This is a genomic window from Allobosea sp. 05T439, from assembly GCF_056396005.1.
On the sequence record NZ_JBFTKP010000001.1, the window covers coordinates 307,894 to 330,694 of the forward strand.

Annotated in this window: 21 protein-coding genes; 13 read left to right on the forward strand and 8 right to left on the reverse strand. The window is 63.6% G+C overall.

Annotated features, from left to right (window positions below):
- Window positions 1-13 precede the first annotated feature (13 nt).
- From AC1DIO_RS01375 to cax, 3 genes are all read right to left on the reverse strand, one after another.
- Entirely contained in the window at window positions 14-1,600 is a 1,587-nt protein-coding gene (locus tag AC1DIO_RS01375; protein WP_441504288.1) for an ABC transporter substrate-binding protein, read from the reverse strand.
- Between the two features lie 41 nt (window positions 1,601-1,641).
- The gene (locus AC1DIO_RS01380; protein ID WP_476853047.1) at window positions 1,642-3,135 is read right to left on the reverse strand and encodes an amidase; all 1,494 of its coding nucleotides are present in this window, start codon (window positions 3,133-3,135) and stop codon (window positions 1,642-1,644) included.
- A 180-nt stretch (window positions 3,136-3,315) separates the two neighbouring features.
- Window positions 3,316-4,410, reverse strand: coding sequence for a calcium/proton exchanger (gene cax, locus AC1DIO_RS01385; RefSeq protein WP_441504503.1), 1,095 nt, complete (start codon window positions 4,408-4,410; stop codon window positions 3,316-3,318).
- A gap of 899 nt (window positions 4,411-5,309) precedes the next feature.
- Between cax and AC1DIO_RS01390 the strand changes: the two genes are divergently transcribed.
- A complete protein-coding gene (locus AC1DIO_RS01390) occupies window positions 5,310-6,335 on the forward strand; it encodes an AI-2E family transporter (protein ID WP_476853048.1) in 1,026 nt (341 codons plus the stop codon).
- Between the two features lie 119 nt (window positions 6,336-6,454).
- Here AC1DIO_RS01390 and aptA read toward each other — a convergent pair whose 3' ends face one another.
- A complete protein-coding gene (aptA, locus tag AC1DIO_RS01395; RefSeq protein ID WP_441504284.1) occupies window positions 6,455-7,804 on the reverse strand; it encodes an omega-aminotransferase AptA in 1,350 nt (449 codons plus the stop codon).
- A gap of 351 nt (window positions 7,805-8,155) precedes the next feature.
- Between aptA and AC1DIO_RS01400 the strand changes: the two genes are divergently transcribed.
- Window positions 8,156-8,704, forward strand: coding sequence for a cupin domain-containing protein (locus tag AC1DIO_RS01400; RefSeq protein ID WP_441487838.1), 549 nt, complete (start codon window positions 8,156-8,158; stop codon window positions 8,702-8,704).
- A 133-nt stretch (window positions 8,705-8,837) separates the two neighbouring features.
- On the opposite strand, the gene AC1DIO_RS01405 is transcribed toward AC1DIO_RS01400, so the two are convergent.
- Window positions 8,838-10,061 carry an MFS transporter gene (locus AC1DIO_RS01405; RefSeq protein WP_476853049.1) on the reverse strand — a complete coding sequence of 408 codons (1,224 nt, stop codon included), beginning with the start codon at window positions 10,059-10,061 and terminating at the stop codon, window positions 8,838-8,840.
- 158 nt (window positions 10,062-10,219) lie between these two features.
- On the opposite strand from AC1DIO_RS01405, the gene AC1DIO_RS01410 reads away from it, so the two are divergent.
- Together AC1DIO_RS01410 and AC1DIO_RS01415 are read left to right on the forward strand one after the other, a co-directional pair.
- The gene (locus AC1DIO_RS01410) at window positions 10,220-10,756 is read left to right on the forward strand and encodes a TetR/AcrR family transcriptional regulator (RefSeq protein WP_441504282.1); all 537 of its coding nucleotides are present in this window, start codon (window positions 10,220-10,222) and stop codon (window positions 10,754-10,756) included.
- Between the two features lie 48 nt (window positions 10,757-10,804).
- On the forward strand, window positions 10,805-11,287 hold the full coding sequence (locus tag AC1DIO_RS01415) for a Rid family hydrolase (RefSeq protein WP_441504281.1): 483 nt from the start codon (window positions 10,805-10,807) through the stop codon (window positions 11,285-11,287).
- A gap of 167 nt (window positions 11,288-11,454) precedes the next feature.
- Here the strand turns inward: AC1DIO_RS01415 and AC1DIO_RS01420 are convergent, their stop codons facing one another.
- Both AC1DIO_RS01420 and AC1DIO_RS01425 read right to left on the reverse strand, forming a co-directional pair.
- On the reverse strand, window positions 11,455-12,663 hold the full coding sequence (locus AC1DIO_RS01420; protein WP_476853050.1) for an MFS transporter: 1,209 nt from the start codon (window positions 12,661-12,663) through the stop codon (window positions 11,455-11,457).
- Between the two features lie 299 nt (window positions 12,664-12,962).
- Window positions 12,963-13,574 carry a TetR/AcrR family transcriptional regulator gene (locus AC1DIO_RS01425; protein WP_476853051.1) on the reverse strand — a complete coding sequence of 204 codons (612 nt, stop codon included), beginning with the start codon at window positions 13,572-13,574 and terminating at the stop codon, window positions 12,963-12,965.
- Between the two features lie 310 nt (window positions 13,575-13,884).
- Between AC1DIO_RS01425 and AC1DIO_RS01430 the strand changes: the two genes are divergently transcribed.
- The gene (locus AC1DIO_RS01430) at window positions 13,885-15,003 is read left to right on the forward strand and encodes a helix-turn-helix transcriptional regulator (RefSeq protein WP_441504278.1); all 1,119 of its coding nucleotides are present in this window, start codon (window positions 13,885-13,887) and stop codon (window positions 15,001-15,003) included.
- Between the two features lie 84 nt (window positions 15,004-15,087).
- Here the strand turns inward: AC1DIO_RS01430 and AC1DIO_RS01435 are convergent, their stop codons facing one another.
- Window positions 15,088-15,405, reverse strand: coding sequence for a winged helix-turn-helix transcriptional regulator (locus AC1DIO_RS01435; RefSeq protein ID WP_441487831.1), 318 nt, complete (start codon window positions 15,403-15,405; stop codon window positions 15,088-15,090).
- Between the two features lie 140 nt (window positions 15,406-15,545).
- Between AC1DIO_RS01435 and AC1DIO_RS01440 the strand changes: the two genes are divergently transcribed.
- From AC1DIO_RS01440 to AC1DIO_RS01475, 8 genes are all read left to right on the forward strand, one after another.
- Window positions 15,546-16,199, forward strand: coding sequence for a hydrolase (locus AC1DIO_RS01440; protein WP_441487830.1), 654 nt, complete (start codon window positions 15,546-15,548; stop codon window positions 16,197-16,199).
- 2 nt (window positions 16,200-16,201) lie between these two features.
- Window positions 16,202-17,032: an alpha/beta fold hydrolase gene (locus AC1DIO_RS01445; RefSeq protein ID WP_441504277.1), complete on the forward strand. Its 831-nt coding sequence runs from the start codon at window positions 16,202-16,204 to the stop codon at window positions 17,030-17,032.
- A gap of 33 nt (window positions 17,033-17,065) precedes the next feature.
- Window positions 17,066-17,350 carry a XapX domain-containing protein gene (locus AC1DIO_RS01450; RefSeq protein WP_441504276.1) on the forward strand — a complete coding sequence of 95 codons (285 nt, stop codon included), beginning with the start codon at window positions 17,066-17,068 and terminating at the stop codon, window positions 17,348-17,350.
- Window positions 17,347-19,314: an amidohydrolase gene (locus AC1DIO_RS01455; RefSeq protein ID WP_476853052.1), complete on the forward strand. Its 1,968-nt coding sequence runs from the start codon at window positions 17,347-17,349 to the stop codon at window positions 19,312-19,314. The genes AC1DIO_RS01450 and AC1DIO_RS01455 overlap by 4 nt, the downstream gene beginning before the upstream one ends.
- Window positions 19,315-19,333: 19 nt before the next feature.
- Window positions 19,334-19,780, forward strand: a complete 447-nt coding sequence (locus AC1DIO_RS01460; RefSeq protein ID WP_441504274.1) for a DoxX family protein — start codon at window positions 19,334-19,336, stop codon at window positions 19,778-19,780.
- Entirely contained in the window at window positions 19,780-21,408 is a 1,629-nt protein-coding gene (locus AC1DIO_RS01465; RefSeq protein WP_441504273.1) for an MFS transporter, read from the forward strand. The genes AC1DIO_RS01460 and AC1DIO_RS01465 overlap by 1 nt, the downstream gene beginning before the upstream one ends.
- A 259-nt stretch (window positions 21,409-21,667) precedes the next feature.
- The gene (locus AC1DIO_RS01470) at window positions 21,668-22,129 is read left to right on the forward strand and encodes a hypothetical protein (protein WP_441487824.1); all 462 of its coding nucleotides are present in this window, start codon (window positions 21,668-21,670) and stop codon (window positions 22,127-22,129) included.
- Between the two features lie 29 nt (window positions 22,130-22,158).
- Window positions 22,159-22,800 carry a L,D-transpeptidase gene (locus AC1DIO_RS01475; protein ID WP_441487823.1) on the forward strand — a complete coding sequence of 214 codons (642 nt, stop codon included), beginning with the start codon at window positions 22,159-22,161 and terminating at the stop codon, window positions 22,798-22,800.
- The last annotated feature ends 1 nt before the right edge of the window (window position 22,801 follow it).

Genomic DNA, 22,801 nt, shown 5'->3' on the forward strand with positions numbered 1-22,801 from the left:
CGCCCTGCGCCGGTCAGGCCCGGCGCAGGCCCCACGGATAGGGCGCGGAGCCCGGCAGCATGCCGGTCAGGCTCTTGCGATAGGCCGTGCGAATAACGAACTGGCCGAGCGGGATGGTCGCAACCTCTTCCAGCGCCAGCCGTGCCAGGGCAACGGCCGCCTTCTTCTGGCCAGCCGCATCGGCGGCGTAGAGCCACTCCTCGGCCAGTTTCTCGGCGGTCTCGTTCTCCCACCAGCCGAACCAGCCCTTCGCTCCCTGACCACGGACGAGCAGCGACAGGGCCGGGTTGCTCCAGCCCACCGCCGGGCCGGTGGTGTGAAATATGCTCCAGCCGCCCTTCTCGACGCTTTCGCGATTGCCGCGACGCTGCACGACCGTGCCCCAGTCGCTGTCGGCCATCTGCACATTCATGCCGAGACGCTGCAGCAATTCACCGGTGACCTGCCCGAGCGGGCCGATATCGGGGAAATCGGTGGGGCTGATGATGACGACCTTCTCGCCAGCATAACCGGACGCCGCCAGGGCGGCCTTCGCCTTGTCCAGGTTTTGCGGCATCAGGTCTTCCTGCTCGCCGGTATAATAGGGCGTGCCGCGCGGCCAGAGGCTGCGGCAGGTCTGCCAGAGCGTGGTGTCGTCGCCCTGCGTCGCCTGCATGTAATCCTCCTGGTTGACCGCCATGCGAACGGCTTGGCGCACCTTGGGATTGTTGAAGGGCGGGTGCAGGTGGTTCAACCGCATGATCGCCATCCGGCCGGAGGTGTCGGTCGCCTCCCGCCTGATCTCGGGATTGCTCGCGAGCAGCGGCTGCAGGTCGGTCAACGGACGCTCCCACCAGTCGACCTCGCCCTTCATCAGGGCCGAAGCCGCGGTCGCGGGATCGGGCAGGACCTGCCATTCCACCCGCTCGAAATAGCCGGTCTTGCCGCCGGCGTTGCGGCTCGCCGGCTCGGGACGCGGCTTGTAGCCGGCGAATTTCTCGTAGACCACCCGGCTGCCGGAGACATACTCGCCCGGGATGAAGCGGTAGGGGCCGGAGCCGACGATCTCCGTCACCTGCTTGCTGGCATCGGTCACGGCCAGCCGTTCGGGCATGATGAAGGGCGGCGTATCGACCTTGGCGAGAGCCTCGAGCATCGTCGGGAAGGCGCGCGTCAGCTTGATCTCGAAGACCCGGTCATCGACGACCTGCCAGCTCTCGACCACCTTGGCCAGCAACTGCCCGTACGGGTCGCGCTGGCACCAGCGCTTCAGGCTGGCGACGCAATCGGCGGCCTTGACCGGCGCGCCGTCATGGAAGACCAGACCGTCACGAAGCGCGATGCGCCAGGTCTTGCCATCGTTCAGCACCTCGTGCCCTTCGGCCATTTGTGGCTGCGGCTTGAAGTCCATATCGGCGCCGAAGAGCGTGTCGAAGACATAGTAGCCGTGATTATTGGTCACGGTCGCGGTGGTCCAGATCGGGTCGAGCGCGCTCAGATTGGCCTGCGGCACGAATTTCATCAGCGTGGAGCGCCCGGCCTGGGCCCGGGCGAGAGACGTCAACGAGGCACTGCCGAGGCCGGCTGCGACGGCCCCCTTCAAGAATATACGGCGCTTCAACGGAAATCCCCTCTTGTCATTGTATTGGCGGCGACGGCGCGTCAGTCGAACCCCAGGAACCCTGGACTGTCGCTCAGGCGTCGAGCCTTCGCCAGCGCGGCGATGTCCGGCACCGGTCGCGCCGTACGTGGATCGCCTGCCAGCACCCGCTCGAGGGCCGCCGCAACGGCAAGCACCTTGGCGTCGCCGCCGCGCGGACCGACGATCTGCAAACCAAATGGCATGCCGTTGCGATCCAGTCCGACCGGCAGCGAGATCGCGGGGTGGCCGACCACGGTGACGGCATAGGCCAGTGCCAGCCAGTGGAAATAGGTTCGCGTCGCCTTGCMGTCGATTTCGGCCGGATAGAGTTCGCTCCAGGGCCGCGGGCTCAACGTCACGGCCGGCGACAGGATGACGTCGAAGCGCGAGAAGAAGCTCTGCCAGTTCTTGTAGAGCACGGTCTGCTGCTTCAGCGCCTGGGTGACGTCGAGTGCGCTGTAGCGCAGTCCTTCCTCGACATTGGCGCGAACATTGGGGCCGACCTGTTCGGGCGTGTCGCGCACCCGCTCATGCATCGAGGCCAGGAAGGAGAGCGAGCGCAAGACCTCGAAGGTTTCGTCCGTGCCGCTGCAATCGGGCGTCGCCTCGTCAGCGACGGCAAAGAGGTGATTGAACAACCCGGTCTTCTCGGCAAAGACCTCACGGATATGCCGCTCGGTCGGCGCGAAACCGAAATCGGGCGTCAACGCGACCTTCAGCGAGGCAAGGTCGATCTCGGCCGGCCGCGCGAAATCCTCCGGTTTGCGCACGGTCTGGCCGAAGATCGTCGTTGCCAGCGGATCGCAGGCATCGTCCGAGACCATGGTCGAGAGCAGCAGGCAGAGGTCGGGCACGGTCCTCGCCATCGGGCCCAGCACACTCAGCGGGTTCCAGCCGAAGGGTCGCTTATCGCTCGGGACCAGCCCCGGTGTCGGCCGAAAGCCGACGACGCCGTTGAAGGCCGCCGGATTGCGCAGCGAGCCGCCCGTATCCGAGCCGGTCGCGATCGGCACCATGTTGGTTGCCAGCACGACGCCGGACCCGCCGGAGGAGCCGGCCGCCGATTTGGAGGGATCGAAGGGATTGCCGGTGACGCCATAGACGGCATTGCGCGTGTTCGCGCCGGCGCCCCATTCCGGCGTGTTGGTCTTTCCGGCGATGATGGCGCCGGCCTTGCGGACCGAGGCGACGATCAATTGGTCTTCAGGCGGCACGAAGTCCCGAAACAGCGGGCTGCCATAGGTCGTCCGCAGGCCCGCGACATTCTCGAGATCCTTGATGCCGACCGGCAGGCCATGCAGGGCGCCGAGAGCATCGCCGCGCATCGTCGCCTTATCTGCCATTCTCGCCGCCGCCCGCGCTCGCTCGTCATCGCGCGCAACCATGGCATTGACGGCCGGGTCGACGGCATCGATGCGGCGGATGCAGCTTTCCAGCAATTCGCTGGCTGAGAGGGACTTCGCCCCGATCAGGGCGCGCGCCTCGACGGCACTGAGATCGCAAGGTTCGCTCAAGGCAGGCCCCTCCATTGGCATGACGCGGCGCAAGGGCCGCGTCTCGTCAGCCAGATCGACAGGAGGCCAAGCTGGCATCGCGGGGACAGGCCTCGCAATGCACAGGATTGCATCGACCCGATGCGCCGGCCGGCGGTCGGGCCGATGGCCGGCTCGCGGGCCAAGATCGGGCCGCTTCGCCTACTGCATATTTGGCGGCAGAAGGTAAAGCGTCATGGCGAAAATCAGATAGACCATCAGCAGGAGCACGCCGACGAACCAGGTCGAGCGACCACCGCTGGTCGTCAGGAACGCGGTCAGCGTGGAAATGAGCACCATGACCACCGCGCCCGGCCAGAACAGCAAATTCATCGGCGCTGGACCGATGACGTAGCTGAGCAGGACCAGCACCGGAGCGACGAAGAGCGCGATCTGGGATGCGCTTCCCAAGGCGATGCCCACGCTCAGGTCAAGCCGGTTTCTGCTCGCGCCGGAGAACGCCGAGGCCATTTCGGCAGCGCCGCCGACCAGCGCCACGACGATGAATCCTACAAACGCAGGCGTCATTCCCAACGCAACAGCGGCTTGCTGGACGGATTCGATGAAGACTTCGCTGACCAGTGCCACGAGGACCGTAACGCCGGCCAGGGTCGCGAGAGCCAAGCCCAGCGGAAATGCCTCTTCGCCGGCCTCCGCTGTATCCGTGCTGCCGAAGAACTCCCGGTGTGACTTCAGCGAGAATACCAAGCCCAACGCATAGGTCCCGATCAGCAGCACCGACAGACCCACGCTCAATTGATGGGCGAAGCTCGATGACGCCACGGAGCCCGCATCGGGAACGATCGACGGAGCCAGCATGGCGACAACGGCAAGAAAGAGAAGGCTCGTTTGGAGGCGGGCACTGACCCGATTGTAGTCCTGCACATGGTATTTGAGACCGCCGATCAGAAATGACGCCCCCAGCATGAACAGAGTGTTGGTCACGATCGCTCCGGCGATGGACGCCTTCACCAACGTGAATTCACCGGCGCGTAGCGCGGCCAGCGCAATGATCAGCTCGGTCAGGTTGCCCAACGTGGCGTTGAGAAGGCCGCCCACGGCATCACCTGTCTTCACGGCAACGGACTCCGTCGCGTGACTCAGCAACGTCGCCAAGGGTACGAGTGCAAGTACGGCAAGCACGAACAGGAGTGTATGTGCTTCGGGCTTGAGGCGCTGGGCGATGAATACTGCGGGTACCATCGCCAACAGCCAGAGAATGGCATTGTGGCGGATTTCTCGGAGCAGCGGCGCAATCATTGCCATCAGGTAGGCCTTCCCTGTCTTGGAACTGGCACCTTCGTTTGGGCTCCGGGCGTCACTCCAGGCGTTCTCAGTTGAACCTTATTTCTCGTCAGTAAAATCGATCTCCGTMGCGCGGAGCGCTTGGACGCTGCCCGCTGCAACAAGACCGGTCAGGACGATGCGTCCAATCACCAATCCGAGCCCGATCATGACAACCAGCACTCCGGACAGAATTGGCCCTATCACACGGAATTGTTGCGCGAGGGCGAAGAAAGAGGCGCGCCTTTTCTCTTTGKGCTCCATCAGATGAAACCTCGTAAGATTAKGCACCCACACGCCCCCAAGCAGACCGCGGCAGCCTTCCATTATAGTAAGGCAAGCGCTTCCATCTGTGCGTCGAACGCTAGAACAAGGCGTCGGCCACCGAACGGGTCGAAAGCTGCCATGAGCGAATTTCCGACTGCCGGAACTGTCTATCGATCGTATTCACCGGTCAAGATCGCCGTTTCGGATGGATTAATCTGTTCTCGCGAAGATGGGTGCGCCGCCGGTACGCTGACGAGCGCGTTGGAGAGTATTCGACTTTCTGCCAGTCGCCAGCGGAACCGGACATGCCGATTCCCGGGCACATCATCGAATGCCAGAACGTTAGTTTACAGGGCTTACGTTCATTGTACTGTGTTCTGCGTGTCAGCCAACGATGAGCCGTGGTTGTTCGGCCAATCGGATAGGCAGGCACTTGGAACTCGTCTTCCGCTACGTCCACCGGAGATCCAGCCCATTCTCGTCGCATTTCCGACGTGGTCCAGAATGGGCTGAGTACTACACACCACACGAGGCTCTTGCAGCAAACTGTTTAAGGGGGCAGATCGATGGACGGGAAGGCTCCAAACCTCGGTCGCCCCTCGACCATGATCGACAATGCCATTCGGGTCGGTCTGGTTGCCCTGCTGGTCTATGCCTGCGCACGGATCGTGCTTCCCTTTGCATTCCTTTTGAGTTGGTCAGCGATCCTGGCGGTGATGCTGTATCCGCTCCATCTGCGCTTGATGCCGCGGCTCGGGAATCGTGGATCGGCGCTGCTGATCGGACTGATCGGCGTCGTGTTGATGCTGGGGCCGATGGTGATTGCGGTGACGTCGCTTGCGACGACGCTCTATTCGCTGATCTCGACCTTGCAGAGCCAGAACGTAACCATCCCACAGCCACCCCTATGGCTCGATGGCACCCCTTTGATCGGCAAGAAATTAACGGAGATCTGGACACTCGTCGCCTCCAACCTGCCGGCGGCGCTGGCAAAATACGGCCACCTGCTCAGCGGGCCCTTGGCATGGCTGGCTACGTTCGCTGGTGGCCTTGCCGTTGGCGAACTCTCATTCGTTCTTTCCTTCGCGATCGCCGCGGTACTCATTGTCTACGGCAAGGACGCAGCAACGTTCGCTAGACGCCTGTTGACACGCGTCACAGGGAGCAACGAGCGCGCGGTGCAACTGGTCACGCTGACCGCAGCCACGATCCGCGGCGTGGGACTCGGGGTTGTTGGCGTTGCTCTGATCCAGTCATCGCTTTTAGGCCTGGGCTTCTTCGCCATAGGAATTCAGGCAGCCGGTCCCTTGACCCTTGTTGCGCTCATATTGGGCATCATGCAGGTGCCGCTGATTTTGCTGACGCTGCCTGTGGTCGGCTATGTCTTCATTTACGAAGCAACGCAGCCGGCAGTCATCTTTCTGATCTGGAATATTGTCGTCGGTCTCGGCGACAACATTCTCAGACCATTGATGCTCGGCAGAGGGCTGAATGTGCCGATGCCGGTCATTCTGATGGGCGTTATCGGCGGCATGATCGTCGACGGGCTCCTCGGACTATTCGTCGGGCCCGTTCTTCTGGCCGTCAGCTACGTGTTGCTGCTGGAATGGCTGCAGCAACACCCGGTGTGAATTGCTCTCCTGCGGCGTCCTTACCTCGATCGCAGGCAGCGCCGCACCGGCGGAGACGCGCCTGACGCCCTCCGTCGAAGGCGGCAAGCGCAATGGCCGCGAATGCACCGGCGCTTGCTCTAGGCTGCGCGCTTCAGCGCTTCGCCGAGCAGGGACACCATGTCGTCGATCTGCCCGGGCTCGACGATCAGCGGTGGCGACAGAGCGATGATGTCGCCGGTGACACGGATCAGCAGCCCCTTCTCGAAGCAGTCGACGAAGATGTCATAAGCCCGCGCCCCGATCGCTCCAGCGCGCGATTCGAGCTCGATGCCGACGACGAGGCCGATGGTGCGGATATCGATCACATGCGGAGCGCCCCTGAGGCTATGCATCGCCTCCTGCCATTTCGCCGCGAGCTCGGCGGCGCGCGTCAGGAGCCCCCCTTCGGCATAGATGTCGAGCGTCGCGAGACCAGCGGCGCAAGCGATCGGGTGGCCGGAATAGGTGTAGCCATGGAACAGCTCGATCGCAGCCTCCGGACCGGTCATCAGCGCATCATGCACCTTGCGGCTGGCGAAGACGGCGCCCATCGGCACCGCACCATTGGTCAGCCCCTTGGCCGTCGTCATGATGTCCGGCACCACGCCAAAATACTCGGCCGCAAAGGGCGTGCCGAGACGGCCGAACCCGGTGATGACCTCGTCGAAGATCAGCAGGATGCCGTGACGCGTCGCAATCTCGCGCAGGCGCTGCAGATAGCCCTTCGGCGGCAACAGAACGCCGGTCGAGCCTGCGACGGGCTCGACGATCACCGCCGCGATCGTTTCCGCGCCATGCAGCGCGACCAGGCGCTCCAGATCGTCGGCAAGTTCGGCGCCGTGCTCCGGGAGCCCCTTCGTGTAGGCATTGCGGGCAAGATCATGCGTATGGCGCAGATGATCGCTGCCCGGAAGCTGCGGGAAGACACGCCGGTTATTGACCAGTCCACCGACAGAAATGCCGCCGAAGCCGACGCCGTGATAGCCGCGCTCGCGGCCGATCAGGCGGGTTCGCGTCCCCTGCCCGATCGCGCGCTGATAGGCGATGGCGATCTTGAGAGCCGTATCGACTGATTCCGAGCCCGAACCGGTGAAGAAGACGCGATCGAGTTTCGCCTCTCCGGCCCCTGGCGCCAGGGCGGCGAGGCGCTCGGCGAAGTCGAAGGCGATCGTGTGCCCCATTTGGAAGGACGGCGCATAATCGAGGGTCGAAAGCTGGCGCTCGACCGCTTCCGTGATCTGGCGGCGGCCATGTCCGGCATTGACGCACCAGAGCCCGGCCGTGCCGTCGACCACCTTGCGACCATCATCGGTGGTGTAGTGCATGCCCTGGGCCGAGGCGAGGAGCCGCGGCGCGGCCTTGAACTGCCGGTTGGCGGTAAAGGGCATCCAGTAGCTGTCGAGCGAGCGGGCGTTCTGCAATGAGGCTGGCGGAGTGTTGGCGGTCATGGCGTGCTCCCTTGTCTGCCTGCCACAAGCCACGTTCCGTCATTGCCAACAAGTCTGTTTCGGATGAAACATAAGACGCTGATTTATAAGGAGACAAAGATAGATCGATGCAGATATTGAACAGAAGGAACAGCGGGTGATCGGCATCGATGTCGGAGGGGTGACTGCGCCATGCCGGTAAGCTCCGACACGAAAATGAGCTCATTTGGGGCCCGTGGGCGTCGGTTTGACAGATAAGCTGTCCCCTTCGCGTCAAACACAGTTGGCATATGTCCCACGGCAAGCGCACGGGACGAAGATGTGTCGAGGATCGTCGCGGGACAAGCACGGGTTGGCGGGGAGGAGAGTTCGGTGTCTGTGGACGTAGGTGCTCGCCTTAGATTCATCCGACAGAAATACAATCTATCGCAGCGCACGCTCGCTAGGCGTGTCGGCATAGCCAATTCGTCGATATCGCTGATCGAGTCGAACTCCATTAGCCCATCCGTTGGAGTCCTGAAGCGAATTCTCGATGGAGTTCCCATTGGACTCAGCGAATTCTTCTCAATGGAGCCTGACAGGCCGCAACAGACCTTCTATCAAGCCAGTGAATTGGTTGAGATTGGCAAGGGCGGGATTTCGTATCGGCAAGTGGGCGAGAGCCTGTTCGGTCGCGCACTTCAAATCCTGAAGGAACGCTACGAACCAGGGACCGACACAGGTCGTGTGCTGCTCGCCCATGATGGCGAAGAGGGCGGAATTGTCCTCATTGGCCGGCTGGAGGTCACGGTCGAGGATCAGCGCCGAATACTGGGCCCCGGCGATGCGTATTATTTCGATAGCCGAAGGCCGCATCGGTTTAGATGCGTGGGACCGGTTGCCTGCGAAGTTGTAAGTGCCTGCACGCCGCCATCGTTTTAGCCCCGAGTTTGGGCCGGTGACGCGCCAACCGTCGATCGCGGACGGCATCTGCGATTGGCCGTCCAGGCTGCCCTGGCCTGCGAACCGTCTGAGTGCCTGCATCCCCGGATATTGCTTGGCGTCCGTTAGGCAGTCATTGCACCGATCTCCTGACGCTGCGCGGCATGAGGCTGACGAGACCGAGCAGCGCCAGCGCGACACCGATCCAAAGCGGCGAGCGCAAACCATAACCGGCGACGATACCGATGCCACCGAACCAGGCGCCTGCTGCAAGACCGATATTGATGACCGATGTGTGGACTGTGTTCACCAATGGCCCGGGGTGCGCTGTCTTCATGACGCGTGAAATCATCGCCGGGTTCATGGGGACCCCGACCAATCCTATCGCAATGAAAGCAACGACGCTGACAATGCGGTGATCGGCAAAGACTGCGAATGTCGCGAGCGTCCCCGCCAATGCGATCAGGCCGCCGACGAGGATCGGAATCGTATGCTTGTCGGCGAAGCGCCCAACGATCGCGTTGCCGATGACGTTGGCTGCACCATAAGCGCCGAGCAGCAGGGGTACCGTGGCAGGAGAAAAGCCCGTCACATCCGTAAAGATCGGCGAGAAATAACTGAATGCGGCAAAGGTCGCGCCAATGATCAGACCGCTCGTGGCATAGGCCGCCCAAAGCTGGCCGTTTCGGAACGATGCCAGTTCAGTGCTCAAGCTGATTTGGGCCGATTTCCTGGATGCCGGAACCAATGCTGCTATGACAGCGGCACACAGCATCGCGAGCGCGACGACCAGCCAAAAGCTCGCTCGCCAGCCAAAGCGCTGGTCAATCAAGGTCGCAKCCGGCACGCCCAGGACCGTCGCGAGCATCAACCCGGCGAGCACGATCGATGAGGCCCGCCCTCTCGCGTCCGGTCGAACGACTTCGGCACAGATGGCCAACGACGCCCCGAAACATGCCGAACCGGCAACACCGGTGATGATCCGCGCGGCAACCATGATGCCATACCCATCCGCCGTCGCGGCGATGATCCCTCCAACACTGTAGAGCGCAAGCAAACCAAGCAGTGCGCGCCTGTTTGGAACTCCGAGTTTGAGAAGCGCGAGGGTCAGCAGCGGCCCACCGACGACCATCCCCGCCGCATAGATCGAGATCAGATACCCGACCTCGGCAATCGTTACGCCAAGCGCGGCCGACAGCGAGGGCATCATGCCGGCGACCATGAATTCCGATGTGGTCAGCGAAAAGATCGTCAATCCCAGGACATAGACCACTACCGGGAGTCCTTCCCGCACGGCCTGCGCTGTCGGCGTTCCGGAAGCCGAGCTCGCCGGGCTGCTGCGATCGACAGTGTCCATTGTCACTCAATCCATTCTATAATTCTCACTATAAAATTCGCTACCCGGCTTGCGTGCCATGGTCAAGGATTTATATAATTCACGCTACAGAAAGGAACACCATGGCAGTCCGAGGCCGCCCGCGCAGCTTTGCCCGTGACCACGCACTTCAGCGGATCATGGAAGTGTTCTGGGCCAAGGGGTATGAGGGCACTCAGCTCAACGACCTGACGGCAGCGATCGGGATTACGCCGCCGAGTTTTTATGCAGCCTTTGTCTCGAAGGAATCAGCGTTTCGGGAGGCGGTAGAGCTCTATGTGGCGACCGCAGGATCTGGCGCCCTGCGCGCGCTCGACGAAGGCACCACCGTACGGGAGTCGATCCGCGCCATGCTTCAGGCCAGCATCGACACGGCGCTCAGCGCACCACACTCTGGCGGCTGCCTGCTGATCCTCGGCGTGGTCAACTGCCAGATTGAAACCGAACCACTGCGCGAACTGCTCAGGAGCATTCGCGAGGAAACCGAGATGCGTATTCGCGCCAGGCTGGCTCGGGGCGTGGCGGAGGGTGACCTGGTGGGTTCGAGCAATATCCCGGTGCTGGCCAACTACTACAGCGCAGTGATGCAAGGCCTTTCAATGCAAGCTCGCGACGGCGCCACGAGAGACGAGCTCGAGGCGCTCATCGCTCCGTCAATGACCCCGCTGCACGTGTAGATCGCAGGCCGACCTGCCCAAACCATGCCCCCGAGAGGTCGAAACACGATGGAAGAACAGGTCAATCGTTCKATCCGCGATCATGCTACGTCCACTGGCAAGGTGGTGGTGCCCGCCGTGCTCAAGGACGATGTCGAACAGTTCCATTATGCCCCGGCGCGGCGCGCTGGAGATTTCGTATTTCTGTCCGGGCTTGTCGCCAGCAACAGGCAATCGACAGCGATGGACGCCGAGCGCTTTTGTAGCGAATTGCGTCGTGTCTTCACATTGATGGAACAGCTTCTGAACGCATGCGGGGCGCGTGTGGATGATGTCGTGGAACTTCAGATGTTTCATGTGCTCGGCAGCGACCGACTGGCGTTGGACAAAGCAGGACAACTGGCCGCGATTGCGGCCGTCCGGGACGAGTTCTTTCCCGCCCCCTATCCCGCCTGCGTCGAACTGGCCGTCGCTGAACTCAACGCGGCAGATGGGCTGGTGGAGATCAAGGCGACGGCATTTGCCCCCCTATTGCCTCGTGACCAGATGTAACGTGGTGAGCGCTCGACGCGCCTGGTTGCAAAGCGATGAATAGCAAACAAGACGACGAGCGATGAGCGAAGCCAAACAGGCCTTGGCAACAGCGACTATCTTACGGCCGGACGGAAGTGTTGCTTCTATCCATGACAGATGTCCCTTGCGGCAAGCGGATTGCATCCTCATCGGTGAGCATGGCTCTCCGATTTCATCGACAATGACAGCCCCAATGCCATGGCTGCCAGCACCGAGGCGACGAAGCCGAGATTGTTCGAGCCCAGCCACTCAATCCCTAGACCGCCGATGGAACCCGATAGTGCGATGGCGAGGTACAGGATTGCCTGGTTGAGCGAAACGAGAACACCGGCGGCTTCAGGCTTCAGGGAGATCAGTCGGTGCTGTTGCGGCGTCGTAATGGCGAAGGCGGCGATGCCGTACACCGCGATCAATGCAAAGGCCCATGCCAGGTTATCGGTGGTCAATCGCAGGACGACCAGGCTGAGGATGAGCCAGACCAAGGCGATCGCCACCACCCTGCGGCCGCCAAAGCGGTCGGCGAGCATACCGGCGCCCAGGTTCGCGACAGTGCCAACCACGCCAAGCGTTGTCATGAGCCCCGCAAGGTAGAGACTGTTTCCCTGCGTCGCCGTTTCAAAGATGACGCCCATATAGGTGTAGGGCATATACACAGCGGTGAAGGCCAGCAGGGTCACTCCGAGGACCGCAGCGATTTGAGGCTCGAGCAGGAACCGCAATTGCTGGCGTAACCCCGGTGCTGTCGCGATCGTCGTTGTCTTCGGGACGGAGATGACGATCCCGATGACGCCAACCACGGCCAGTCCGGTTGCAAGCCACATGGTCKACCGCCAGCCGAACATCCCGCCGAACGCTGTACCCAAGGGTGCCCCAAGCGCAGTCGCCGCAGTGAAGCCGCTCACGACCAAAGCAATGGCTCGGCCCCGGTGTGCTGGCGAAACCATCGCGGCAGCAGTTACGGTGGCGGTCGGCACAAATAATCCAACGCCGAGAGCAGCCACGACCTGACCGGCCAGAACATGAGCATAGGACGGCGCAAGCGCAGTCCAGACACTCCCGGCAAGATAAGTCACCACTGCGGCGACCAGTACGGTTCTTCGGTCCCATCCCCCGGTGGACGTCGTCAGGACTGGGCCCGCGAGTGCGCAGGTCAACGCGAAGATCGTGATGACCTGCCCCGCGACGGACGGCGCGATCTTGAGCGAACTGCTGAGAAGGGGCAGCAAGCCCGCCAAGACGAACTCGCCGGTCCCGACGACAAAGACACCGAATGCGAGCATCGAAACCGGGAGCCATGGGCTCTTGGCCTGCGGCCGATCGACTTCACGTGGAGTTTGCAGCGGCGCAGCGACCATGAATGGACCTTTCCGGCCCGGCGATGTCAGCACCGATGCCAAGTTGTTTGGTTGAACAATTGGGATATGAGCGGGCAGCCGGCGCGGCGGCGCGGCTCATCAAGACGTTCGGCCTCAAGCGCACGAAGCCGTTCGATGAGAGGTCCTTTAGGGGCCCGGCAGGATGAACTTCAGGTCTTCAAGGAAGGTTCGGAAAGCTGGCGACAACCCGTCTCGCCTCGCCAACAAATCCGCAGATCGGCCACGAGCGGCAGGTCGCTGCTGGCGTTCCGGCTCTCCGGAGCGGAATGGGTCGCAGCTCATCTTAGACCCCGCGCCGCCCGGAGCCGCTGCCTGGATGCGAGCCGCGCCAGTTCGAACTGGTCGGCTTCCCCCATCAGGGCCGCCACATTGGCCGATGCCTGATACGAAGTAAGCTCAAAGGCGAGCTGCTCAATATCGGTGTCGGGCTGAAGCTCTCCCGCCCGCATCGCCTCGGTCGACAGATTGACGATGCACTGCCTCGCCTCGAGCCGATGATGCTCCACCCGATCGCGGATCCGTCCCGGACGCGTGCGGTATTCACTGCTCAGCGCGTGAACCAGGCAGCCGCCCGGAAGCGTTCTTTGCTCCACGAATGTGTACCAGCCCTCGATAAGAGCGATGAGACGCTCGACCGCGTTTGGCCTTGCCCTGGCGGGGCCAATGACGGCGTCCGTGTATAGCGACACGCCGTTCTCGATCGTCGCGAGCTGCAGCGCCTCTCTGTCGCCAAAGAGGATTTGGATGTTGCCTCGTGCAACCCCCGCATCAGCGGCCACGCGCCCGAACGTCAGACCGTCCAGCCCCTCGATGGAGGCGATCCGGGTTGCATGGTGAAGAATGTTGGCCCGGGCGCGGTCGCCGCGCTCCTTCCTCTTATCGCTCGTCATCATGTCACCTCACAGCTTGCAATAAATATACAGTCGTATGTATATTGTAAAGCCCGTACTGAAGGGATTGACCGGATGTTGTCCCTCTGAGAAGCGGCCGCCAGGCCCGTCGAACGCCGGGGCCAGACTCTCAAACGGACCTAAATGGCCCGCTGGGAACCGGAAACACACCGGCGCGCCTCAGTCGATCGTGGACTGGCACCGGACCTTGTCTGATAGTGAGCCGGCTGATGGCCGAAGTGCCCTACTATTGTTGTATTGCTGAATCAGCGCGGTATTGGCGGATGATCGGTCAGGACCGGAGGGTGGCATGAGCGATCCACGCGAGCATCAGCTCATCGATGCCGTCTACGAGGCAGCCCTTGTGCCAAGCCTCTGGCCATCCGTGCTCGCCAAATTCGCCGATATCTGCAGCGCGAAGGACGCGGTGCTTTGCACCGTCCGGGGCGAGGAGATGCGCTTCGTCAACTCCTCACCCGCGTTTGAGCAGCTCTGGCTCGATTTTCTCAGCCTCTATCCCGGGGCGTCCAACGAGCGGACCAAACGTCTGATGGCGCTGCAGCATCCCGGTTTTGCAACCGATGCCGACGTCTTCACCATGCAGGAAATGGCTCAGGACCCGATCTATCGCGACTTCTTCATCCCGCGTGGCTATGGCTTCGGCGTCGCGACCGCAATCGAGGTTCCGAGCGGCGACACCATCATCGTCCATGCCGAACGCGACTATGCATCGGGGCCGGTCGGGCGCGATCTCGTCACGCAGGTCGATCGCACGCGGTCCCATTTTGCTCGCGCCGGCATCCTGGCAGCGCGGCTCGACATGGAGCGTGCCCGCACCGTTGCCCACGCGCTCGAGATGATCGGCCTTCCTGCAGCCGTGCTCGGATGGCGCGGACAGGCCCTCGCTGCGAATCCGCTCCTCGTCAGGCTGATGCCGGATGTCGCGCAGGACCGCCCATCCCGGCTCGGGCTCGCCAATCCCTCTGCGGACCGCTTGCTTCTCCAGGCGTTCGCAGCCCTGGGCAAAGCGCCGCACGATGCCGCCGTCCGCTCGATCCCGATTGCCGCCGAGGGCGATAATCCGCCCTTCATCGCGCATCTCGTGCCGGTGACCGGGGCGGGTCACGATGTGCTGTCGCAAGCCCATGCGATTCTGGTCGTAACGCCGGTCGTCCCCGGAGAGGTCCCGACCGCTTCGGTCATCCAGGGCCTGTTCGACCTGACGCCGGCGGAGGCCAAGCTCGCTGCCTTGATCGCCGCCGGAAGCCGCCCCCGCGATGCCGCGCTCGCCCTCGGCATCGGTGAGGAAACCGTTCGGACCACTCTGAAGCGGGTCTTTGCGAAAACGGGCCTCGAACGCCAGGCCGATCTGGTCGGGCTCTTGCAGGGCGCCAGCCTCGGCGGGCGCGTTCTCCACACCCAGCCGTAAAGGGCTGCAACCCCCACGACGTCACCGATCTGAACGCCAGGCGGCTCAAGACAGCAATCTTGGGGTGGTTCTCCCCGCGGATGCTTACTCGCCCGCCGAACGTGCCAGGACCTGGCCATACCGTGCGTGGGAAAAGGCCTCGCTCCGCCTCAGTTCGGCGTCGAGAGCCTGCCCCTCCTCAGTCAGGCTATATTCGACATGGCGGACATTCTCGCTCAGGTCGCAACGGATGACGAAACCCTTGCCTTCAAGTGACTTGAGCCGGGCGGAAAGGACACGCGCGGAGATCGATCCGGGCAGCGCGCGGCGAAGCTCCGCAAACCGCAGCGCGTTATTCTGGCCGAGAGCCCAGATGATATGGCTCATCCATTCCTGGGCAAGGAACTTGAGCAAAGGTTCCACCCGGCATTTGCTATCGTCGACTTCAATTCTTTCAACCTTGTTCATGGCAAGCTTGCGGTATCCATAAGGTTACTACTGGTCGAGGCCGTATTGCAGCGCTAGCGTGCAGCCGTGTTCACTGCCGCGATGGAGGTTGGTTCATGGCTCGCGCAACTCCGGTTCCAGGTAAACTGCTGCTCTCTCCTCAGGATCACACCCTGATCCTGATCGACTTTCAATCGCAAATGTCCTTCGCAACGAAGTCGATCGATGCCGTGGCATTGCGCAACAACGCCGCCCTGATTTCCCATGCCGCCGCCGGCTTCGGCGTTTCGGCCATCCTGACCACCGTCGCCGAGAAGAGCTTCTCCGGGCCGATGTTCGAGGAGATCACGACCGCCTTCAACGGCCAGAAGCTGCTTGATCGCACCTCCATGAACACCTGGGAGGATGCCGCGGTGATCGCGCGCGTCAACGAGATCGGCAAGAGCCGCATCGTGCTTGCCGGCCTTTGGACCTCGGTTTGCATCGTCGGCCCGGCGCTCTCGGCCATCGACCAGGGTTTTGAAGTCTACGTCATCACCGATGCCTGCGGAGACGTCTCCGACGAAGCGCATGAGCGGGCCGTCGAGCGGATGGTACAGGCCGGCGCCCGTCCGATGACCGCGTTGCAATATCTGCTCGAGTTGCAGCGCGACTGGGCGAGGACGGACACCTACGATCTCACCACCGGCATCGCCAAGAAGTTCGGCGGGGCCTACGGTCTCGGCATCATCTACGCCAAGACGATGTTCGGCGCACAAGAGGGACATTGATCATGCCCAAGGTCAGCACGAAGGACGGTCTCGAAATCTTCTTCAAGGACTGGGGTCCGAAAGACGCCCAGCCCATCGTCTTCCACCATGGTTGGCCGCTCAGTTCGGACGACTGGGACGCGCAGATGCTGTTCTTCCTCGCGAAGGGCTACCGCGTCGTCGCCCATGACCGGCGCGGCCATGGCCGTTCGACCCAGACCGGAGACGGTCATGACATGGACCATTACGCGGCCGATGCCGCGGCGGTGGTCGAGCATCTCGACCTGCGAAACACCGTTCATGTCGGCCATTCGACCGGCGGTGGCGAGGCGCTGCACTACACGGTCCGCCATGGCAAGGGCCGCGTCGCCAAGCTGGTGCTGATCGGCGCGGTGCCCCCGCTGATGCTGAAGACCGCGGCCAATCCGGGCGGGCTGCCGATCGAGGTCTTCGACGGCTTCCGGCAGGCGCTCGCCGCCAATCGCGCGCAATTCTTCCTCGATGTGCCGAGTGGGCCCTTCTACGGCTATAATCGCCCGGGCGCGAACCCGTCACAGGGCATCATCCGGAATTGGTGGCGCCAGGGCATGATGGGGGGCGCCAAGGCGCATTACGACGGCATCAAGGCCTTCTCGGAGACCGATTTCACCGAGGATTTGAAGGCGGTCGAGGTGCCGACACTGGTGATGCATGGCGATGACGACCAGATCGTGCCGATCGCCGACGCGGCCCTGCTCTCGATCAAGCTGCTGAAGCACGGCACGCTCAAGGTCTACGAGAAGCTCCCGCACGGGCTCTGCACGACCCATCCGGAGCTGGTCAACGCCGATCTGCTCGCTTTCGTGAAAGGCTGATTGTCGGGCGGCCAGAGCCCAAGGGAGGTCGATATGAAGCCCTATCTGCTGGCCCTGGGGGCCGGCCTGCTGGTCGGCATCATCTACAGCCTGCTAAATGTCCGCTCGCCAGCGCCACCGGTGGTGGCGCTGATCGGTCTCCTCGGCATCCTGGCCGGGGAGCAGATCGTGCCGATCGCCAAGCGCGTCCTGGCGGGCGAGCGGCTCAGCATCAGCTGGCTCAGGAGCGAATGCGGCGAGCACCTTTTCGGCGCCCTGCCCGCGCGCTCCGCCGAAAAGCAGGCCGAACGCAACGATGCCGGCAGCAAGCCTTCATGAACCCGACCCGCAGACAGACCACGCTCGGCGGCGCGGCCGGCGCGCTTTCCACGCTGCTCGGCGGCCGGGCCGCCGCCCAGACATCGACGACAGGACAAGCCGCCATGACCGCCGACCTTCTTCTCGTGAACGGACGCTTCAGCACTCTGGACCGCAGAAACCCCGATMCGCAGGCGGCTGCCATCTCCGATGGCCGTTTCATCGGTGTCGGAGCGGAACAGGACATGCGCGCTCTGGCCGGCCCGACGACTGCGATCGTCGACCTCGGCGGCCGGCGTGTCATTCCGGGGCTGATCGACAGCCATATGCACATCATCCGCGGCGGGCTGAACTACAATATGGAGTTGCGCTGGGACGGCGTGCGCTCGCTTGCCCAGGCGATGGAGATGCTGAAGCGCCAGGTCGCGGTGACCCCGCCGCCACAATGGGTGCGGGTGATCGGCGGCTTCACCGAACATCAATTCGCCGAGAAGCGTTTGCCGACGCTCGACGAGATCAACGTGATCGCCCCCGAGACGCCGGTCTTCATCCTGCATCTCTATGACCGCGCCCTGCTCAACGCCGCGGCCCTCCGCGCCGTCGGTTACGGCAAGGAGACGCCCGATCCACCGGGCGGCGAGATCCAGCGCGATGCAAACGGCAACCCGACCGGACTGCTGATTGCCAAGCCCAACGCCAACATCCTCTATGCCACCTTGGCGAAGGGCCCCAAGCTCCCGCCCGAGTACCAGCTCAACTCGACGCGCCATTTCATGCGCGAGATGAACCGGCTCGGCGTGACCAGCATCATCGATGCAGGCGGCGGCTTCCAGAACTACCCGGATGACTACGCAATCATCGAGAAACTGCATGCCGCAGGCGAGCTGACCTTGCGGCTCGCCTATAATCTCTTCACGCAGAAGCCGAAGGAGGAGCTCGCCGATTTCGCGGGCTGGGCCAACCAGGTGAAACCCGGCCAGGGCGATGATCTCTATCGCCATAATGGCGCTGGCGAGATGCTGGTCTATTCGGCCGCGGATTTCGAGGATTTCAGGGTCGAGCGACCGGACATGCCGTCCACGACGGAGGGCGATCTCGAACCCGTCGTGCGGCTGCTCGCCGAGAACCGCTGGCCCTGGCGCCTGCATGCCACCTACGATGAGACCATCACCCGCGCGCTCGACGTCTTCGAGAAGGTCAACCGCGACACGCCCTTGCAGGGGCTGCACTGGTTCTTCGACCATTGCGAGACGATCAGCGATCGCAACATCGATCGCATCGCAGCGCTCGGCGGCGGCATCGCCGTGCAGCACCGGATGATGTTCCAGGGCGAGGATTTCGTCGAACGTTATGGCGCCAGGGCGGCCGAGCGCACACCGCCGATCGCGCGCATGCTCGAGGCCGGCGTCCCCGTCGGTGCCGGCACCGACGCGACCCGCGTCGCGAGCTATAACCCCTGGGTCTCGCTCGCCTGGCTCGTGACCGGCAAGACGCTGGGCGGCCTCAGGCTCTACCCGCAGCGCAACCTGCTCGACCGCGAAAGCGCGCTTCGGCTCTGGACGCAGGCCAATACCTGGTTCTCGACTGAGGAAGGCAAGAAGGGCCAGATCAAGACCGGCCAGCTTGCCGATCTCGTCGTGCTCGATCGCGACTACATGACCGTGCCGGAGGATGAGATCCAGGACATCGAGAGCGTGCTAACGCTGCTCGGCGGCAAGCCGGTTCACGGCACCGGCGACTATGCCGGGCTTGCCCCGCCACTGCCGCCGGCCATGCCGGACTGGTCGCCGGTCAGGACCTTCGGCGGATATCAGAAGCGTGCGGGCATGGATGACCGCAAATATGCCTTCGCGGCCGCCTGCGGCTGTGCCAGCGCGTGCGGCGTCCACGGACACGCACATGCTTCGGCCCTGGCCGCAACCGTGCCGGTGCGCGACGAGGGTTCGTTCTGGGGAGCACTGGGCTGCTCCTGCTGGGCCTTCTGAGCGCACGAAGGGATCGATCATGCCCGGTTCGCCACTCTCTTCCGCTCAGCACGCCGTCGAACGGCTCCTTGGCCAGCCCTGGCTGGTTGTTCTCGCCCGCGTCGCTGTGGCGCTGCCCTTCATGCTCAGCGGCATCGCCAAGCTGTTCGATTTCGCGGGAGCGACCGCCGAGGTCCGCGGTCTGACCGGGCTCGAGCCTGCCGCATTCTTCGCCACGCTCGTCATCCTGACGCAGCTCGGCGGTTCCGCATTGCTGATTGCCGGCGGCCGCTATGCCTGGATCGGCGCGGCGGCGCTGGCCGGCTTCACGATCCTCGCGACACTCTATGCCCATGCCTTCTGGCTGAAGCCCGCGGGCGAGCGCTTCCTGCATCAGAACATCTTCTTCGAGCATGTCTCGATTGCCGGCGGGCTGGCGCTGCTGGCAGTGCTTTCCGCCCGTTCGAGCCGGGGAGCACGAGTCTGATGACCCAAGTGCCGCACGATACCGCAGCCAGACCGGCGTCTTCGGCCTTCGCGCCGCTACGGCACTCCGTCTTCGCCGTACTCTGGGCGGCCACGGTCCTAGGCAATGTCGGCTCCTTCATGCGCGACGTCGCAAGCGGCTGGCTGGTCACCGATCTCTCCGGCTCGCCTGCGGCTGTCGCCATGATCCAGGTCGCCGGTACCTTGCCGATCTTCCTCCTCGCGATCCCGGCCGGCGTGCTCTCCGACATCGTCGACCGCAGGAAATTGTTGATCGGCGTCCAGCTGCTGCTGGGCTGCACCAGCGCTGTCCTGATGACGCTGGCCCTGACCAACCGGCTGACGATCGAACTTCTGGTCGGGCTGACCTTCATCGGCGGTGTCGGCGCGGCCTTGATGGGGCCGACCTGGCAATCGATCGTCCCCGAGCTCGTGCCGATGACCGAGCTGCGCAATGCCGTCGCCCTGAACTCGCTCGGCATCAACATTGCCCGCGCGATCGGCCCTGCCGCCGGCGGCGCGCTCCTGGCGGCCTTTGGTGCCGCCTCGACCTATGGCGCCGACGTCCTGAGCTATGTCTTCGTCATCGCGGCACTGGTCTGGTGGCAGCGCCCCGCCGGCGCCGATGACGAGCTCCGCGAACATTTCGGCGGCGCTTTCAGGGCGGGGCTGCGCTACGCCCGCGCCAGTCGAGAGCTTCACCTGGTTCTTCTGCGGGCCGTCCTGTTCTTCGCCGGCGCCAGCGCCATTTGGGCGCTGTTGCCCCTCGTTGCCCGACAGCTGCTCGGCGGGGGCGCCGGTTTCTATGGCCTCCTTCTCGGAGCTGTAGGAGCCGGCGCGATCGCAGGGGCCATCGTGCTCCCGCGGATCCGGGCCCATCTCGATGCCGACGGCATCATGCTCGGCGCCGCGCTCGTCACGGCCGCCGTGACGGCGGCGTTGGCGGCGGTGCCACCGCAATGGCTCGCCATTCTCATGCTGCTCGTCCTGGGCGGCGCCTGGATCGCTGCGCTGACGACGCTGAACGGCACGGTACAGGCCATTCTGCCAAACTGGGTGCGCGGGCGCGGCCTGGCGATCTACCTCACGATCTTCAACGGCGCGTCGGCCGCCGGAAGCCTGCTCTGGGGGCTTGTTGCCGAAGCAATCGGGCTGCATGCCACCTTGCTCGTCGCAGCACTCGCGCTCGCGCTGGTCGCCGTTGCGGTCCTGCGCCTGCGGCTACCGGCGGGCGAGGCCGATCTCACCCCCTCGACCCATTGGCCGGAGCCGGCGATCGCCGATCCGGTCGAACACGATCGCGGCCCCGTCACCATCACGATCGAGTACCGTGTCGCTCGCGAAAGCCGGGCCGCCTTCCTCGAGGCGGTGGCGCGGCTCGCTCCGGAGCGGCGCCGGGACGGCGCCTTCGCCTGGGGCGTCAGCGAGGATGCCGCCGACCCCGACTGCATCCTTGAATGGTTCATGGTCGAGTCCTGGGCCGAGCATCTGCGTCAGCACAGGCGTGTCTCGCAGGCCGATGCCGATATCCAGGCGGAAGTCACGAAATTCCATACAGGCCATGACAAACCGGTCATCCGGCATTTCCTGGGCTTGCAAGCGCGCCCCAACTCCGTTCCAGGCCAATAACCAGGGAGGCGCCTGCGCTGTTCAGGCGCGTTCAACACCGCGTGGGGAAGGTCATAGATCTCGCAGCGGAAGATACATCGATGCTTGTGCAAGTGATGGCTTGAATTCTGCCGGCGGCTTCGTCCATGATGACCTGTGTCCGAAGATGCTGGAGTGTAATGTGGTACCGCAACACGACAGAGGCCAAGCCACTTTCCCGGCAATTCTGCACCATTCAGGCGGTGCAAACCCTCCCAGAACAACTTCTCTTCGATCTGGCATGCTGACCCGCCTCGCCGCGGCGGCGTTCACGCTGGCCGCAGCAGGCTGCGCCGGAACCAGTGAAAATGCAGGCAGCTCGTCCGCCGGTGCCGCAGCTGGACCGAGCAGCATCCCGCGCGAGCGCCTGATCGGGAAATGGGGCATCGCCTCCTTCCACGCCGACAAGGACCGCAAGCGGACCGAGGCCCAGGCCAAGGCCCAGTGCAACATGCCCTACTCGATCACCAAGGGCCCGACCGACGGCGTCATGATGCATGTCGCCGACGATCCCAAGCTCTATGAGCTCAAGCTCAAGGGCGGACCGGGCGGCAGAAACTTCCTCGGCTTCGAGGCTCCCGCCGGGGACCCGCAGGATCGCGAAATCCTGTCCGCGACMGACAGGGAGCTGGTCATGCGCTTCGTCGATCCCGACGCGCATCGCCGCTATGGAACCTTCATCTTCGTGCGCTGCGGAGCCTGAGCGCATCTTACAATCCGGGAGTGAGCAGTATGCGGGTAAGCGGACGGAAGCAGACAATCGCTGGAACCTGCCTCGGCCTTGCGGCTCTGGCCTTGGGTGCTGTCGCGACACTGCCCGGCAGCGCATTCGCGGCCCCCAAGGCCGGCGAGGCGGAGACCCTCGACATCGGTGACGAGCCGGGGCGCATTTCGGGTGAGGAAACCGTTGTCGCCGACGGCCCCTACGCGCGTCAGGCCGTGCTGTTCCGCTCCAACGAGCCGCCGGGAACCGTGGTGATTCATACCTCGGAACGCTTCCTCTATGTCGTCCAGGGCAATAACCGCGCTCTGCGCTACGGCATCGGCGTCGGCCGTGAAGGCTTCCAGTGGTCGGGCCTGGTCAAGATCAGCCGCAAGGCGGAATGGCCGGACTGGCGCCCGCCGCCGGAGATGATCGCACGCCAGCCCTATCTGCCGCGCTTCATGGCCGGCGGTCCGGGGAACCCGATGGGAGCGCGAGCGCTCTATCTCGGCTCGACGGTTTTCCGGGTCCACGGCACCAACCAGCCTGAGACCATCGGCCAATCGATTTCGTCCGGCTGTTTCCGCCTCGCCAATGGCGACATCATCGATCTGTATGAGCGCGTCCCGCTCAACACCAAGGTCGTCGTCCGGCACGGTGCAAGTCTCTGAC